This is a genomic window from Scandinavium sp. NPDC088450 (assembly GCF_044900545.1).
Lineage (GTDB): Bacteria > Pseudomonadota > Gammaproteobacteria > Enterobacterales > Enterobacteriaceae > Scandinavium.
Window position 1 is genome coordinate 1 of the sequence record NZ_JBJDNI010000006.1, and the last position, 13,622, is coordinate 13,622.

Here is a 13,622-nt window from a genome sequence, read left to right on the forward strand (position 1 = left end):
CTGGCACAAGTGGCGTACGGCGTCCTGAAATCAGGACGCCCGTTCGATGCCACGTTGCACACAGAAAATGCTTGCGTGGCATAACAGTATCTACAGGTGATGTTGTTTGTAGGCCGGGCAAAAAGCGTGCCGCCCGGCAACATCATGGGGACTGGGGACAGCATCGAGAACGTTCGATGAGCGCTAAATGGTCCTCAATAAGGCCAAAAGCGCAGGTGGCGTTGAACATTTTTTCAGCGCCATTTTTATTTACGCGGGGACAGGAAATCCCTACGCAAACGTTTTCTTTTTCTGTTAGAATGCGCCCCGAACTGGACGACAGGGCGTAAAATCGTGGGACAACTATGGTCTGGATTGATTACGCCATTATTGCGGTGATTGGTTTTTCCTGTCTGGTAAGCCTTATCCGCGGCTTTGTTCGTGAAGCATTGTCACTGGTAACTTGGGGTTGTGCTTTCTTTGTTGCCAGTCATTACTACACTTACCTGTCTGTCTGGTTTACGGGCTTTGAAGACGAACTGGTTCGAAATGGGATTGCTATCGCGGTGCTGTTTGTCGCGACGCTCATTGTCGGTGCTATCGTTAACTATGTTATCGGTGCGCTGGTCGAAAAAACGGGTCTGTCCGGTACGGACAGGGTGCTGGGAATTTGCTTTGGTGCGCTGCGTGGGGTGTTGATCGTCGCCGCCATACTGTTCTTCCTCGACACCTTTACCACGTTTTCGAAGGGCGAAGACTGGCAGAAGTCGCAGCTCATACCCCAGTTCAGTGTCGTCATCAGAATGTTCTTTGACTATCTGCAAAGCTCGTCAAGTTTCTTGCCCAAAGCATAAGCTTTGGGTAGTACTGAACGAGGAAAATGACGTATGTGCGGTATTGTCGGTATCGCCGGTGTTATGCCGGTAAACCAGTCGATTTATGACGCGTTAACGGTGCTTCAGCACCGTGGGCAGGATGCCGCAGGCATCATCACCATCGATGCAAACAACTGCTTCCGTTTGCGTAAAGCCAACGGCCTGGTGAGCGATGTATTTGGCGCCGTGCATATGCAGCGCCTGCAGGGCAATATGGGCATCGGCCACGTCCGTTACCCGACTGCGGGCAGCTCCAGTGCCTCTGAAGCACAACCGTTTTACGTCAACTCCCCGTATGGCATTACGCTTGCCCACAATGGCAATCTGACCAACGCCCACGAGTTGCGTAAAAAGCTGTTCGAAGAAAAACGCCGCCACATTAACACCACCTCCGATTCCGAAATCCTGCTCAATATCTTCGCCAGCGAGCTGGACAATTTCCGCCACTATCCGCTGGAAGCTGACAACATTTTCGCCGCGATTGCCGCGACGAACCGTCAGATTCGTGGCGCTTACGCTTGTGTGGCGATGATCATCGGCCACGGTATGGTTGCCTTCCGCGACCCGAACGGGATCCGTCCTCTGGTGCTGGGCAAACGTGACGTGGGTGATGGACGCACTGAATTTATGGTGGCTTCCGAAAGCGTGGCGCTGGATACGCTGGGCTTCGAATTCCTGCGTGACGTTGCGCCGGGTGAAGCTATCTACATCACCGAAAAAGGCCAGCTGTTCACCCGTCAGTGTGCGGATAATCCGGTCAGCAATCCTTGTCTGTTTGAGTATGTTTACTTCGCGCGCCCGGATTCGTTTATCGATAAAATTTCCGTCTACAGCGCTCGTGTGAACATGGGCACCAAGCTCGGCGAGAAAATTGCTCGTGAGTGGGAAGACCTGGATATCGACGTGGTGATCCCGATCCCCGAAACCTCCTGCGATATCGCACTGGAAATTGCTCGTATCCTCGAAAAACCGTACCGCCAGGGCTTTGTGAAGAACCGCTACGTTGGCCGCACGTTCATCATGCCGGGTCAGCAGCTGCGCCGTAAATCAGTACGCCGCAAACTGAACGCCAACCGTGCTGAGTTCCGTGATAAGAATGTGCTGCTGGTTGATGATTCCATTGTTCGTGGTACCACCTCCGAACAGATTATCGAGATGGCGCGTGAAGCAGGGGCGAAAAAAGTGTATCTGGCCTCAGCGGCACCCGAGATTCGCTTCCCGAACGTGTACGGCATCGACATGCCAAGCGCAACCGAGCTGATTGCTCACGGACGTGAAGTGGATGAGATCCGCCAGATAATCGGCGCCGACGGCCTGATTTTCCAGGATCTCAACGATCTGATTGATGCGGTGCGTGCCGAAAACCCGGATATTCAGCAGTTTGAATGCTCGGTCTTCAACGGCGTGTACGTCACCAAAGACGTGAACCAGCAATACCTCGATTATCTCGATGCCCTGCGTAATGACGATACCAAAGCCATGCAGCGTCAAAACGAAGTGGAAAACCTTGAGATGCATAACGAAGGCTAATACCCGTCTTCGAAAAAAGCCCGCGAAAATGCGGGCTTTTTTGTGTCTCGCATTCAGGCTTCGTCAACCCAGATTCGCATTTCGCCCTCCCCACGGTTAGCCCAGCTAAACCAGGGAATGAACGTCAGGGTTTGTGACTCTGCGCGGGTCTGGCGAGTATCGAAACTGTAGAGCGGCTGGTCTTCCGGCGCTGTAGGCAAACGCAAACCCTGCGCGGTTAAGATGATTTTCCCTGTCAGCACGCCGTTGCCGGGTTGCTCATGGAAATCACTCTCTTTAGGCAGGGAAAGATTGTGCAGCTCAGAGCCGTTATCCGCTTCCTCCAGGCAATACACCAGCGGCCCGCGCTGGACGGCGACTTTCCCTGCGTTGTGGCGCACTCTGGCACTGGCATACACTCTTTTTACCGGCATCGGCAAATCCAGGGTGATGATATCTCCCTGCTGCCACTGTCTGGTCACATGCAGATAACCTTTGAGTTGTTCACCCTGAGCCTTATCGCCATTCACCTGAATGTTAGGTGTCGGGCACCACTCGGGTAAACGCAGCGCCAGCGTATGAGCAACAGGTTTAGCGTTGGTGATAGTGACAGATATTTGGCCGCTCCATGGATAATTCCCCTCAATCTTTAACGCCAGTTCGCCTGCGGAAATCTGGAATTGAGCGTCGGTTCCTGCATAAAAGTTAATAAACAGCGCATCCGGGCGAGGAGTGAAAATGTAGTGCCCAATAGCGACCAGCGTGCGTGCGATGTTCGGAGGGCAGCAGGCGCAGCCGAACCAGCGTTGCCGAACGGGTTTTATATGGTCGTAAATATGGTTAAACGGAATACTTTTTGGCTGCGTTTCCAGCGGATTCACATAGAAGAAGTGTTTGCCATCCAGCGCCATGCCGCCCAACACGGTATTGTAGAAGGCGCGTTCCATCACATCTGCGTAGTGGGCATCACCTTCCATTTCCAGCATCCGGCGAGCAAACATCATCAGGCCAATAGAGGCACAGCTTTCGCCGTAAGCCGTATCATTCGGTAAATCATAATCACTGGTAAAGGCTTCCCCGATCCCCTGCGAACCGATTCCACCGGTGATGTACATCCGCCGTTGCACCATGTTATTCCAGATTCGCAGGCAGGCCTGGCGTTTCTCCTCGTCGTGGGTCATTCGCGCGATATGGGCAAGACCTGTCATCAGATAGACAGATCTGACGGCATGGCCGACAGCCTGATCCTGCTCGGCCAACGGTTTATGAGCATGGGTATAAGCTTTATCTTTGATCATCCACGCATCGCCCCAGTTATCCCAGTGCCAGGTGCCGCCGCGTTTCTCGAATTCAGCATCATAGTAATGCGGTTGACGGCCTCGCTCCTCAAGGAAAAAACGGGCCAGAGACTGATAGCGTGGTTCTTGCGTCACTTCAAACAGGCGCATTAAGGCTAACTCTATTTCAGGATGCCCTGGGTAGCCGCGTAGCTGACCGTTATCAGGCCCAAAAACGGTATCGATGTGATCGGTAAAACGACAGGCAATGTCCAGTAATTTGCCTTTACCCGTCGCGTTAAAGAAGGCGACAGCGGCTTCAATCAGATGTCCTGCGCAATAGAGTTCGTGGCACTCTGCCAGATTAGTCCAGCGCTGGCCGGGTTCCCTCAAGGTGTACCAGGTGTTGAGATAACCGTCTTCGAATTGTGCTTGTGCCAACAGTTCTATGACTTCATCTGCGGTCTTTTCCAGAACCGCATCCGGCTTTTGCAGCAGCGACCAGGCCACCGCTTCCAGCCATTTAGTGACATCACTATCCTGGAAAACCATGCCGTAAAACTCACCTTTTTCTCTCCCTGCGGCGATACGGTAATTGGCTAAAGCATGACTGGGTTCGGCGTCCGGGATTTCATCGTTGAGAGCCTGCCACTGATAAGGAATGACGACATCGCGGATAAGCCGCTGGTATTCGCCCAGAAAGGGGTCAATGACGTTGATGTGCTTCAGATCGGCTTCAATCACTTCAGAGTACATGCTGTTTACCTCAAGATTGGTGTGAATATTTTTGGCGAAGATCGAAGGAAATGCGCTGCATCATCGGGCCGTTGAGTCGGCATTTGAGCAGGCAGAGTGCCAGGGCCAGATGGAAAATCGCAGGAGCCAGGCTTTGCAGGGCGGTGATGCCCTGAATGGAGGCTGCGGTCTGATTCGCAAGCCCTGGATGGTAGGCAACCAGGATAAGGATCAGGCTGATAATGCCGCCAGAAGAGGCCCAGGAGAGCTTGATGAAGAACAGGTTGAAGGCAAAGTTCATGCCCGATGAGCGCACGCCGTTTTTCCACTCGCCGTAATCATCCGCAAAAGCCATGATCGAAAAGTGAAGAGGGAGGGTGAACCCGAGCACCACATTGTTGATGAAAATACAGACCAGCCACAAAGTCTGGTGCTGCGGGCCGGTCGGCAAAAACCACATTGCCACGCCAAAGACGGCCAGCAGAAGGTTAGTGAAGAAGTAGAGCTTCACCATGTCGATACGGCGTGAGAGTGGATTGACGATGATGGCCCCGAGAATGGCGGCTACGGTAACAATCGCGAAAAACAGCGACATAAACCCGGCACTTCCGTGCAGAGCGTAAGAGATGAAATACATGTAACCGCCACCGCGAATACACAGAATATTGACCAGCAGGAAAGACATCACCAGCATCATTAAAAGCTGATCGTTTTTACGCAGGCCTTGCAGATGCTGGCGTAAAGTAAACTGCCCGGCGAGTGAGACGGGGACTCGCTCTTTGACCCAGAAGAAGCACAACAAAAACATCACCACGCCCACAGTACAAAGCACGGTGACGCCATATTGATAGCCTTTCGCCAGGTTTCCTTTGCCAAAAATTTCCACCATCCACGGCAGGCCCACCGACACCAGAAAACCGGCGATGCCGCTCAAAACAAAACGCCAGGACTGGCAGGACATGACCTGATCGTGTCGGTTTGTCATAGCATTGATCAGCGCGCAGTAGGGCACGTTAATGGCTGTGTAGCCAACAGATAGCAGCAAGTAGGTGCCAAATGCCCACGCGATTTTCAGGTCAGGGCTGAGATCCGGTACGGTGAAGGTAAGTACGCCGATTACCCCAAGCGGAACCGCAATCCACAGTTGCCAGGGGCGAAAACGTCCCCAACGGCTGCGGGTTCTGTCAGCAATCACGCCCATCACGGGATCGGAGATGGCGTCGAAAATACGCAGGATCAGGAACATTGCGCCGACGATGGCCGGGCTGAGCCCAAAGATATCGGTGTAGAAAAAGAGTAAAAAACCGCTGATCAAATCAGAGATGCAGTGTCCGCCTGCATCACCCAACCCGTAACCTATTTTTTCGCGAGTCGAGAGTGTTTCTCCCGGCTCAAGAAGTTGCACATCGCTGTCCAAATTATCGGCAATTGCCATAGCCTATCCTCACCCGTTTTCAGTCGTCGTTAGCAGGAAGTCATTACGGCTTATCTCTGACTATTTTTAGTAAAAATAATTGATCACGAGAGTAGTTCTTGACGCTTTATTTGGTACAGAGTGATGTGCTTTTGGTGTGAATTTGATTTGAATTTTTACTATAAATAATTTTTAATTAGTGATGTGAATCACATCACGCCGGTTGAAAGGCGAGAAACCGGGCTGACAGAGATTTATGTTTAGTAAAAAAATCCCATATACTTGAGGGGGAAGGGGTTTCAGGAAACAGGGTGTATGGCGAAGAAAATCAGAATTAAAGATATCGCAGCGGCGAGCGGGGTGTCGATTGGGGCTGTCTCCCGGGCGCTCAAAGGCCAGCCGGGGTTGAGTGATGAGACTCGTCAGAAGATCTTGTCTATCGCACAAGCTGAAGGCTATGACTTTACCCGTTTGCGCAGCGGACGGATTAAGCGTTTACTTTTCCTGATGCACCGGGAACACAACATCGCCAGTGCCTTTCCTTTTTACTCAACGGTCATGCTGGGTGTGGCAGATGCTTGCCGGGAAAATGATGTCGCTATGAGCTTCCAGCCGATAGGTCCTGGCGATTCGATAACCGAGCTGGTGGCACTCCATCAGCCGGACGCGCTGATATGCGCGGGCTATCTTGAAGCTGAAATTCTGGCGGAATTACGCAAAACAGCCTTGCCTGTGGCGCTAGCCGATTTATGGGCAGCGGATTTTCCCTGCGTTAATCCTGATAATTATCACGGCGGCTTTGTTGCGACGCGACACCTGATTGAACTCGGTCGCAAGCGTATTGCTTTTCTCGGTCATTCACAGCGCCATTACAGTATTCGGCAGCGCGTCGAGGGTTATCAGCAGGCCCTGTTTGATGCCGGAATGACCTTATCTGATGACTATCTGGTTGAGGCTCCACCGGTGAAGGATATTGAGCAGGTCCTCATTGCCGGGATGGAAAAGCTGCTGGCGTTGCCTGAGCCGCCAGACGCTATTTTTGCTTATAACGATATGGCTGCGCTGGTCGCTATGCGTGTCTGTGCACAACAGGGGCTACGTATTCCAGAAGACATCGCCATCATTGGGTTTGATGACATCGATGCGGCAAGCTGGGCTCACCCGCCATTAACCACCGTTTCGATAGATAAACGTGAGCTGGGCCGGGATGCCTTTCAGCTACTGCATAGCGAAGGAAACGACCGAAATCTGCTCCTGCCGGTGAAACTGGTGATTCGCGAAAGCACATCCGGGAAATTGTCACCCGTCAGGTTGCGTCTTGCACCATAATCCGGCAAAGTTTGCTTCCTCACGTGAAAAGGGCTGAAAGAGTGAAACGACTCATTGTTGGAATTTCCGGTGCCAGCGGCGCAATTTATGGCGTGCGTTTGTTGCAGGTATTGCGTGATGTCGTCGGCGTTGAAACGCATCTGATCATGAGCCAGGCCGCTCGTCAGACTCTGGCTCTGGAAACGCCTTTTTCTTTACGTGAAGTGCAAGAGCTGGCGGATGTGGTGCATGATGCCCGTGATATCGCGGCGACAATCTCTTCCGGTTCTTTTAAGACGGCGGGAATGGTGATTCTGCCTTGCTCGATAAAAACCCTTTCCGGCATTGTGAACAGCTACACCGACGGATTGCTGACGCGCGCCGCAGATGTGGTATTGAAAGAGCGCCGCCCGTTGGTGCTTTGCGTACGCGAGACACCGCTGCATTTGGGCCACTTACGCCTGATGACTCAGGCCGCTGAAATTGGCGCAGTGATTATGCCGCCAGTTCCGGCGTTTTATCACCGCCCTCAGACGCTAGATGATGTGATTAATCAGACGGTTAACCGGGTTCTCGACCAGTTTGATATTGAACTTCCCGAAGATCTTTTCACTCGCTGGCAGGGCGCTTAATTCCCGCACTAAAATAGTGCATCTTCCTGGTGCATGCCCGGGCAGTGGGCGATTTTGTAATCGCGATCAAATCCTCAACATTTAATCCCCTTTTTCACCGTTTAGCGCTGCGGTTTATCCGTCGTTGCTGTTATCTTTCATTCTTAAGACAACTCTGCAACTATTCATTAACACATTTAACGCTGATTTTTTGAGCAGTCTGTTAAGTGGCATAAAACGTGCAGGGCTGGTCTGCAACACACAATATCGACTACACATAACACGCAACTGCATCACGACACTTAAGGGTAATGTATGAAGAAGACGGTTCTGGCTCTCTCTTTAATGCTTGGGATGGGCAGTGTATCCAGCGTATTTGCCGCGCTGCCGCAGACGGTTCGCATCGGGACCGATGCCACTTACGCACCCTTCTCCTCTAAGGACGCGAAGGGCGATTTCGTTGGCTTCGATATCGATTTGGGCAACGAAATGTGCAAACGCATGCAGGTGAAATGCACCTGGGTGGGCAGTGATTTCGACTCCCTTATCCCTTCCCTGAAGGCCAAGAAAATCGACGCCATCATCTCTTCCCTGTCGATCACTGAAAAACGCCAGCAGGAAATCGGCTTCTCCGAAAAACTCTACGCTGCAGATTCACGCCTGATTGCTGCAAAAGGTTCACCGATTGTGCCAACCATCGAATCACTGAAAGGTAAACACGTTGGCGTGCTGCAAGGGTCCATTCAGGAAACTTACGGCAACGACAAATGGCGTAGCCAGGGTGTTGATGTGGTGGCCTATCAGAACCAGGATCTGATTTATTCTGACCTCGCGGCCGGGCGTCTGGATGCTGCATTCCAGGACGAAGTGGCCGCCAGTGAAGGCTTCCTGAAGCAGCCAGCGGGTAAAGATTACGCTTTTGCCGGCCCTTCCGTTAAAGACAAAAAATACTTCGGTGACGGTACTGGTGTCGGTCTGCGTAAAGACGATACTGAGCTGAAGGCCGCGTTCGACAAAGCATTCGACTCGCTGCGCAAAGATGGCACCTACGACAAGATGGCGAAGAAGTACTTCGACTTTAACGTCTACGGTGACTAAGACTGCCGGCCCGGGAAACCGGGCCTTTCGGGCTGAGTGGTTATCTATACATGTGCGACATAATGTGGGGATGCTTTTCTGTGGTGCAAAGTTCGCACCAAAACGGTGCGTAATTGCATAGTTAAGCATTCTTAATGCAAAAAAGTGCGGGCCGAACCGCATAACCTTTTGCCTTATCCGCATAAAAGGTGGCACGATAACCACTCGATACTTCTGATTACCCGTTAAATGACAGTCTGTTGAGGATAATGATGAAAAAACTGGCGTTGTCTCTTTCTCTTATGCTGGCACTTTCCAGCGTATCCACAGTATTCGCAGCCATTCCGCAGAAAATTCGCATCGGTACCGATCCGACTTATGCCCCCTTTGAATCGAAAAATGCGCAGGGGGAATTGGTGGGTTTTGATATCGATCTGGCAAAAGAGCTGTGTAAGCGGATTAATACGCAATGTACCTTCGTTGAGAACCCGCTGGATGCGCTGATCCCATCGCTGCAAGCGAAGAAAATCGACGCCATTATGTCCTCCCTGTCAATCACGGAAAAACGCCAACAGCAAATTGCCTTCACCGACAAACTGTATGCCGCCGACTCCCGTCTGGTCGTGAAAAAGGGCAGCCCGGTAACACCGGACCTGGCCACACTGAAAGGCAAACGTGTCGGCGTGCTGCAAGGCACCACTCAGGAAACTTACGGTAACGAGCACTGGGCGCCAAAAGGTATTGAAATTGTCTCCTATCAAGGGCAGGACAATATCTATGCAGACCTGACGGCCGGGCGCATCGACGCCGCTTTCCAGGATGAAGTGGCGGCAAGCGAAGGCTTCCTGAAGCAGCCTATTGGCAAAGATTATCAGTTTGGCGGCCCGTCTATTAAGGATGAAAAACTGTTCGGCGTAGGCACCGGTATGGGTCTGCGTAAAGAGGATAACGAACTGCGTGTTGCCCTGAATAAAGCCTTTGCTGAAATGCGTGCGGATGGCACCTACGACAAGCTGGCGAAGAAGTATTTCGACTTTAACGTGTACGGCGAATAATCGCCGTTTTACCGTCCGGCCCGTCGTTCTCGGGCCTGGCGGTAGTGGACAGACAGGACAGGCTCAATGCTGTACGGGTTTTCTCAAGTCATATTACAGGGCGCACTGGTCACCCTTGAGCTGGCAATCAGCTCCGTGGTGCTGGCCGTGCTCATTGGCCTGGCGGGTGCGGCGGGCAAACTCTCCGGAAATCGTGTGCTGGCGTTGCTTTTTGAAGCTTACACCACGCTGATTCGCGGAGTGCCGGACCTCGTATTGATGTTGCTGATTTTCTACGGTCTGCAGATTGCGCTGAACAGCATCACTGATGCACTGGGCATGGCGCAGTTTGATATCGATCCGATGATTGCCGGTATCATCACCCTCGGTTTTATCTACGGAGCCTACTTCACTGAGACCTTCCGCGGGGCATTTCTTGCCGTGCCAAAAGGGCATATTGAAGCGGCGACGGCCTTTGGTTTCACCTCTCGGCAGACCTTCGTTCGTATTCTGTTTCCGGCGATGATGCGTTTTGCGTTACCGGGCATTGGCAATAACTGGCAAGTTATCCTCAAAGCCACCGCGCTGGTGTCGTTGCTCGGCCTGGAAGATGTGGTGAAAGCCACCCAGCTCGCCGGGAAAAGCACCTGGGAGCCGTTCTACTTCGCGATTGTCTGCGGCATTATCTATCTGGTGTTCACAACGGTCTCGAACGGTGTGCTGCTGTTGCTGGAGCGTCGTTACTCCGTGGGTGTGAAGAGGGCTGACCTGTGATCGAGATTATTCAGGAATACTGGAAGTCCCTGCTGTGGACCGACGGTTATCGCTTTACTGGCGTTGCCATTACGCTCTGGCTGCTGATTTCGTCCGTAGTGATGGGCGGCATTCTGGCAGTGTTTTTGGCGATTGGCCGTGTCTCAAGCAACAAGTTTATCCAGTTCCCTATCTGGCTCTTTACCTACATCTTCCGCGGCACGCCGTTGTATGTGCAGTTACTGGTGTTCTACTCGGGCATGTACACGCTGGAGATCGTGAAAGGGACTGAGCTGCTGAATGCCTTTTTCCGCAGCGGCCTGAACTGTACCGTGCTGGCGCTGACGCTCAACACTTGTGCGTATACCACAGAGATTTTCGCCGGGGCTATTCGTTCTGTGCCTGCGGGTGAAGTCGAAGCGGCACGTGCGTACGGCTTTTCGGGTGTGAAGCTTTATCGCTGCATCATTCTGCCTTCAGCCCTGCGTATCGCGCTTCCTGCCTACAGCAATGAAGTTATCCTGATGCTGCATTCGACCGCGCTGGCGTTTACCGCGACAGTACCGGATCTGCTGAAAATCGCGCGTGATATTAACTCTGCAACCTACCAGCCGTTTACGGCCTTCGGGATTGCGGCGGTCCTGTATCTGATTATCTCTTATGTGCTGATTAGCCTGTTCCGCAAAGCGGAAAAACGCTGGCTGCAACATGTGAACCCGTCTTCGACACACTGAGAACATCATGGCTGACAATAAATTAAACGTAATCGACCTGCACAAGCGCTACGGCGAACATGAAGTGCTGAAAGGGGTGTCACTGAAGGCCAATGCCGGTGATGTTATCAGTATTATCGGCTCGTCCGGCTCCGGGAAAAGTACCTTCCTGCGCTGCATTAACTTCCTCGAAAAACCGAGCGAAGGGAACATCGTGGTGAGCGGTCAGAACATTGGCCTGATTCGCGACAAAGACGGGCAGCTCAAAGTGGCGGACAAAAATCAGCTGCGTTTGCTGCGTACTCGTTTGACCATGGTGTTTCAGCATTTCAACCTGTGGAGCCACATGACGGTGTTAGAAAACGTCATGGAAGCGCCGATTCAGGTGTTAGGGCTTAGCAAGCAGGAAGCTCGTGAGCGTGCGGTGAAGTACCTGACAAAAGTCGGGATTGACGAGCGTCAGCAGATTAAGTATCCGGTGCATCTTTCCGGTGGTCAGCAGCAGCGTGTGTCGATAGCCCGTGCTCTGGCGATGGAGCCTGAGGTTCTGCTGTTTGATGAGCCCACGTCTGCACTTGATCCTGAGCTGGTCGGTGAAGTGCTGCGCATTATGCAGAAGCTGGCGGAAGAGGGGAAAACCATGGTGGTGGTCACGCACGAAATGGGCTTTGCTCGTAACGTTTCTTCCCATGTCATCTTCCTGCATCAGGGGCTCATTGAGGAAGAAGGACACCCGGATGAGGTGTTTGGCAACCCGAAAAGCCCGCGCTTGCAACAGTTCCTGAAAGGTTCGCTCAAGTAAGTCTTTGCCCCTCGCGGCCTGCGAGGGGTTATTTCTCCCGCCGATAGACCCAGTCGTCGTACCATTCGCCATTAAGCTGAAAGGCTTTCTCCAGGATTTGCGTTCGACTAAAACCTGTTTTCTCCAGTAACGCCACGGAACCCGCGTTTTCAGCCAGTACCCAACCGTTAATGGCCATTAAGCCTAGCTGCTTAAAACCGTACTCACACACGGCTTGCAGTGCCTCTTGTGCATAGCCTTTTCCCTGAGCCTGCGGCAACAATGCGTAGCCGATATCCGCCTCTTGTGGATAGCTATCGCTTACCATTAGGCCAATATCACCGAGAAAAGCGCACTGTGGGCTACGAATAGCAAATACCGTCGAATGCAAACGAGAGGTAAATTTCAACCTGAGGGCTTCTTCCGTTTGCTGTTCCCCCATAAATCGCATGACCTGTGGGTCCTGTCGAAGGGCCAGAAAACCCGCCCAGTCGCTTTCTTCCAGTGATGAAAGCGTGAGGCGAGGCGTTGTTAAAACCGGCATGCAGCCTCCTGAAGTCAATGCACTTTACGCGCAGTCTCGTGGTTTTCCATTTGATGCATAAAGTTCAGCACTTCGTTTTTTTCGAGAGAAGCACGAAGTTGTAACGCCAGATTGAGGCTATCAAGTACGTGGGCGTTGGCAATCAGTGGCGAATCCGCTGGAATGCGGCCTTCTCTTGCTAACCAGTCAACGACTGTGCGCCAGTGCCAGAGCGGGGAGTTGCCTTTGACGCGTTGTACCGGGCCCGGAAATTGCCTTGAACCTCTGGCGCCATCTTTGAGCAGGGCAATGGCCTGACGGGTCAGACCCGCAAGTTCGGCAATATCGCTTAAGCCAACCAGAGTTGAATCAACCGATTCAACCCGGGCATTAAGACCGGCAAATTCGATGTCGCGGATGGCGGACATAACGGCTGTGGTCAGCGTTTCGGCTTCTCTGTCAAATTCGAGATACACGGCCGTGCCATAAAAACAGACCAGAGCATCATCACAACCGGCTGAAAATAAAGCATCTTCCAGACCGGGAGTGTCTGATGTCACCCCTGAAAGGGTAAGTGTAAAATTATAAAGTGCCATGGTTTTTTCCTTCTGTTTTCTCACATCAACCACCCTTGTTCTGTGCCATATTCCGGGGTGCAACTGTCTACCTTCCGGATGATTTGGTAAGCATGATTTTGCGGGTTACCGGGCGTTGACCAGACACTCATCATATGTTCCCGATGCCAGGGGATCCCGCACATCAACCGTCCATAACAATGTGAACTTTTGCCTCCGAAGGTGAAGTGCCAACCTTTGGATTCTGCGTAGCGTATTGCTGCCCGAATATGTTTGTCTGGATGTTCCTTCATCATATCTTCCTGCTCATTATGAATATGATTGTTGACGTGTGTCAACAGTTGTTTTGAGTGAAAAAGCAACGAACCTCCGTGCTAAGAGTACCCGTAATGGCAGGAAATCAAGCGTGGTTGCGCAGAATATAGGGGGGAAAACATGCGTATTGCGAGCGTCCTTCC

14 protein-coding genes are annotated in these 13,622 nt (G+C 52.2%); 9 read left to right on the forward strand and 5 right to left on the reverse strand.

From position 1 onward, the window contains the following. Positions 1 to 344 precede the first annotated feature (344 nt). Together cvpA and purF are read left to right on the forward strand one after the other, a co-directional pair. A complete protein-coding gene (cvpA, locus tag ACI2I2_RS07155) occupies positions 345 to 833 on the forward strand; it encodes a colicin V production protein (RefSeq protein ID WP_330984603.1) in 489 nt (162 codons plus the stop codon). 33 nt (positions 834 to 866) lie between these two features. Then, a complete protein-coding gene (gene purF, locus ACI2I2_RS07160; RefSeq protein ID WP_404657290.1) occupies positions 867 to 2,384 on the forward strand; it encodes an amidophosphoribosyltransferase in 1,518 nt (505 codons plus the stop codon). Positions 2,385 to 2,437: 53 nt separating this feature from the next. Here the strand turns inward: purF and ACI2I2_RS07165 are convergent, their stop codons facing one another. Further along, positions 2,438 to 4,396 (reverse strand): glycoside hydrolase family 127 protein, encoded by a 1,959-nt coding sequence (locus ACI2I2_RS07165; RefSeq protein WP_404657291.1) that lies wholly within the window; start codon positions 4,394 to 4,396, stop codon positions 2,438 to 2,440. Between the two features lie 10 nt (positions 4,397 to 4,406). After that, entirely contained in the window at positions 4,407 to 5,810 is a 1,404-nt protein-coding gene (locus tag ACI2I2_RS07170; RefSeq protein ID WP_404657292.1) for an MFS transporter, read from the reverse strand. A gap of 294 nt (positions 5,811 to 6,104) precedes the next feature. On the opposite strand from ACI2I2_RS07170, the gene ACI2I2_RS07175 reads away from it, so the two are divergent. The 7 genes from ACI2I2_RS07175 (at position 6,105) to hisP (ending at position 12,087) form a co-directional block, all read left to right on the forward strand. Beyond that, on the forward strand, positions 6,105 to 7,118 hold the full coding sequence (locus ACI2I2_RS07175) for a LacI family DNA-binding transcriptional regulator (protein ID WP_404657293.1): 1,014 nt from the start codon (positions 6,105 to 6,107) through the stop codon (positions 7,116 to 7,118). 41 nt (positions 7,119 to 7,159) lie between these two features. Further along, complete coding sequence (locus tag ACI2I2_RS07180; RefSeq protein ID WP_404657294.1) at positions 7,160 to 7,729, forward strand: UbiX family flavin prenyltransferase; 570 nt, start codon at positions 7,160 to 7,162, stop codon at positions 7,727 to 7,729. Between the two features lie 294 nt (positions 7,730 to 8,023). Continuing rightward, positions 8,024 to 8,806: a lysine/arginine/ornithine ABC transporter substrate-binding protein ArgT gene (argT, locus tag ACI2I2_RS07185; RefSeq protein WP_404657295.1), complete on the forward strand. Its 783-nt coding sequence runs from the start codon at positions 8,024 to 8,026 to the stop codon at positions 8,804 to 8,806. Positions 8,807 to 9,057: 251 nt separating this feature from the next. After that, positions 9,058 to 9,840, forward strand: a complete 783-nt coding sequence (gene hisJ / locus ACI2I2_RS07190) for a histidine ABC transporter substrate-binding protein HisJ (protein WP_404657450.1) — start codon at positions 9,058 to 9,060, stop codon at positions 9,838 to 9,840. A gap of 66 nt (positions 9,841 to 9,906) precedes the next feature. Next, positions 9,907 to 10,593 carry a histidine ABC transporter permease HisQ gene (locus ACI2I2_RS07195; protein WP_330984595.1) on the forward strand — a complete coding sequence of 229 codons (687 nt, stop codon included), beginning with the start codon at positions 9,907 to 9,909 and terminating at the stop codon, positions 10,591 to 10,593. Next, positions 10,590 to 11,306: an ABC transporter permease gene (locus ACI2I2_RS07200; protein WP_330984594.1), complete on the forward strand. Its 717-nt coding sequence runs from the start codon at positions 10,590 to 10,592 to the stop codon at positions 11,304 to 11,306. The genes ACI2I2_RS07195 and ACI2I2_RS07200 overlap by 4 nt, the downstream gene beginning before the upstream one ends. Before the next feature lie 7 nt (positions 11,307 to 11,313). Then, a complete protein-coding gene (gene hisP / locus ACI2I2_RS07205) occupies positions 11,314 to 12,087 on the forward strand; it encodes a histidine ABC transporter ATP-binding protein HisP (RefSeq protein ID WP_330984593.1) in 774 nt (257 codons plus the stop codon). A 28-nt stretch (positions 12,088 to 12,115) separates the two neighbouring features. On the opposite strand, the gene ACI2I2_RS07210 is transcribed toward hisP, so the two are convergent. Genes ACI2I2_RS07210 through ACI2I2_RS07220 form a run of 3 tightly spaced genes read right to left on the reverse strand, consistent with a single transcriptional unit; the run spans position 12,116 to position 13,457 of the window. Beyond that, the gene (locus ACI2I2_RS07210) at positions 12,116 to 12,610 is read right to left on the reverse strand and encodes a GNAT family N-acetyltransferase (protein WP_404657296.1); all 495 of its coding nucleotides are present in this window, start codon (positions 12,608 to 12,610) and stop codon (positions 12,116 to 12,118) included. 14 nt (positions 12,611 to 12,624) lie between these two features. After that, positions 12,625 to 13,185, reverse strand: a complete 561-nt coding sequence (locus tag ACI2I2_RS07215) for a DNA-binding protein (protein WP_404657297.1) — start codon at positions 13,183 to 13,185, stop codon at positions 12,625 to 12,627. 20 nt (positions 13,186 to 13,205) lie between these two features. Further along, positions 13,206 to 13,457: a hypothetical protein gene (locus ACI2I2_RS07220; RefSeq protein ID WP_404657451.1), complete on the reverse strand. Its 252-nt coding sequence runs from the start codon at positions 13,455 to 13,457 to the stop codon at positions 13,206 to 13,208. Between the last annotated feature and the right edge of the window lie 165 nt (positions 13,458 to 13,622).

Bases quoted from the DNA above. Each gene is read 5' to 3' on its own strand.
- cvpA (WP_330984603.1), top strand. From the start codon at position 345: ATGGTCTGGATTGATTACGCCATTATTGCGGTGATTGGTTTTTCCTGT.
- ACI2I2_RS07170 (WP_404657292.1), bottom strand. From the start codon at position 5,810: ATGGCAATTGCCGATAATTTGGACAGCGATGTGCAACTTCTTGAGCCG.
- ACI2I2_RS07175 (WP_404657293.1), top strand. From the start codon at position 6,105: ATGGCGAAGAAAATCAGAATTAAAGATATCGCAGCGGCGAGCGGGGTG.
- ACI2I2_RS07220 (WP_404657451.1), bottom strand. From the start codon at position 13,457: ATGAAGGAACATCCAGACAAACATATTCGGGCAGCAATACGCTACGCA.
- hisP (WP_330984593.1), top strand. From the start codon at position 11,314: ATGGCTGACAATAAATTAAACGTAATCGACCTGCACAAGCGCTACGGC.
- hisJ (WP_404657450.1), top strand. From the start codon at position 9,058: ATGAAAAAACTGGCGTTGTCTCTTTCTCTTATGCTGGCACTTTCCAGC.
- ACI2I2_RS07215 (WP_404657297.1), bottom strand. From the start codon at position 13,185: ATGGCACTTTATAATTTTACACTTACCCTTTCAGGGGTGACATCAGAC.
- ACI2I2_RS07195 (WP_330984595.1), top strand. From the start codon at position 9,907: ATGCTGTACGGGTTTTCTCAAGTCATATTACAGGGCGCACTGGTCACC.
- purF (WP_404657290.1), top strand. From the start codon at position 867: ATGTGCGGTATTGTCGGTATCGCCGGTGTTATGCCGGTAAACCAGTCG.
- ACI2I2_RS07165 (WP_404657291.1), bottom strand. From the start codon at position 4,396: ATGTACTCTGAAGTGATTGAAGCCGATCTGAAGCACATCAACGTCATT.
- ACI2I2_RS07210 (WP_404657296.1), bottom strand. From the start codon at position 12,610: ATGCCGGTTTTAACAACGCCTCGCCTCACGCTTTCATCACTGGAAGAA.
- argT (WP_404657295.1), top strand. From the start codon at position 8,024: ATGAAGAAGACGGTTCTGGCTCTCTCTTTAATGCTTGGGATGGGCAGT.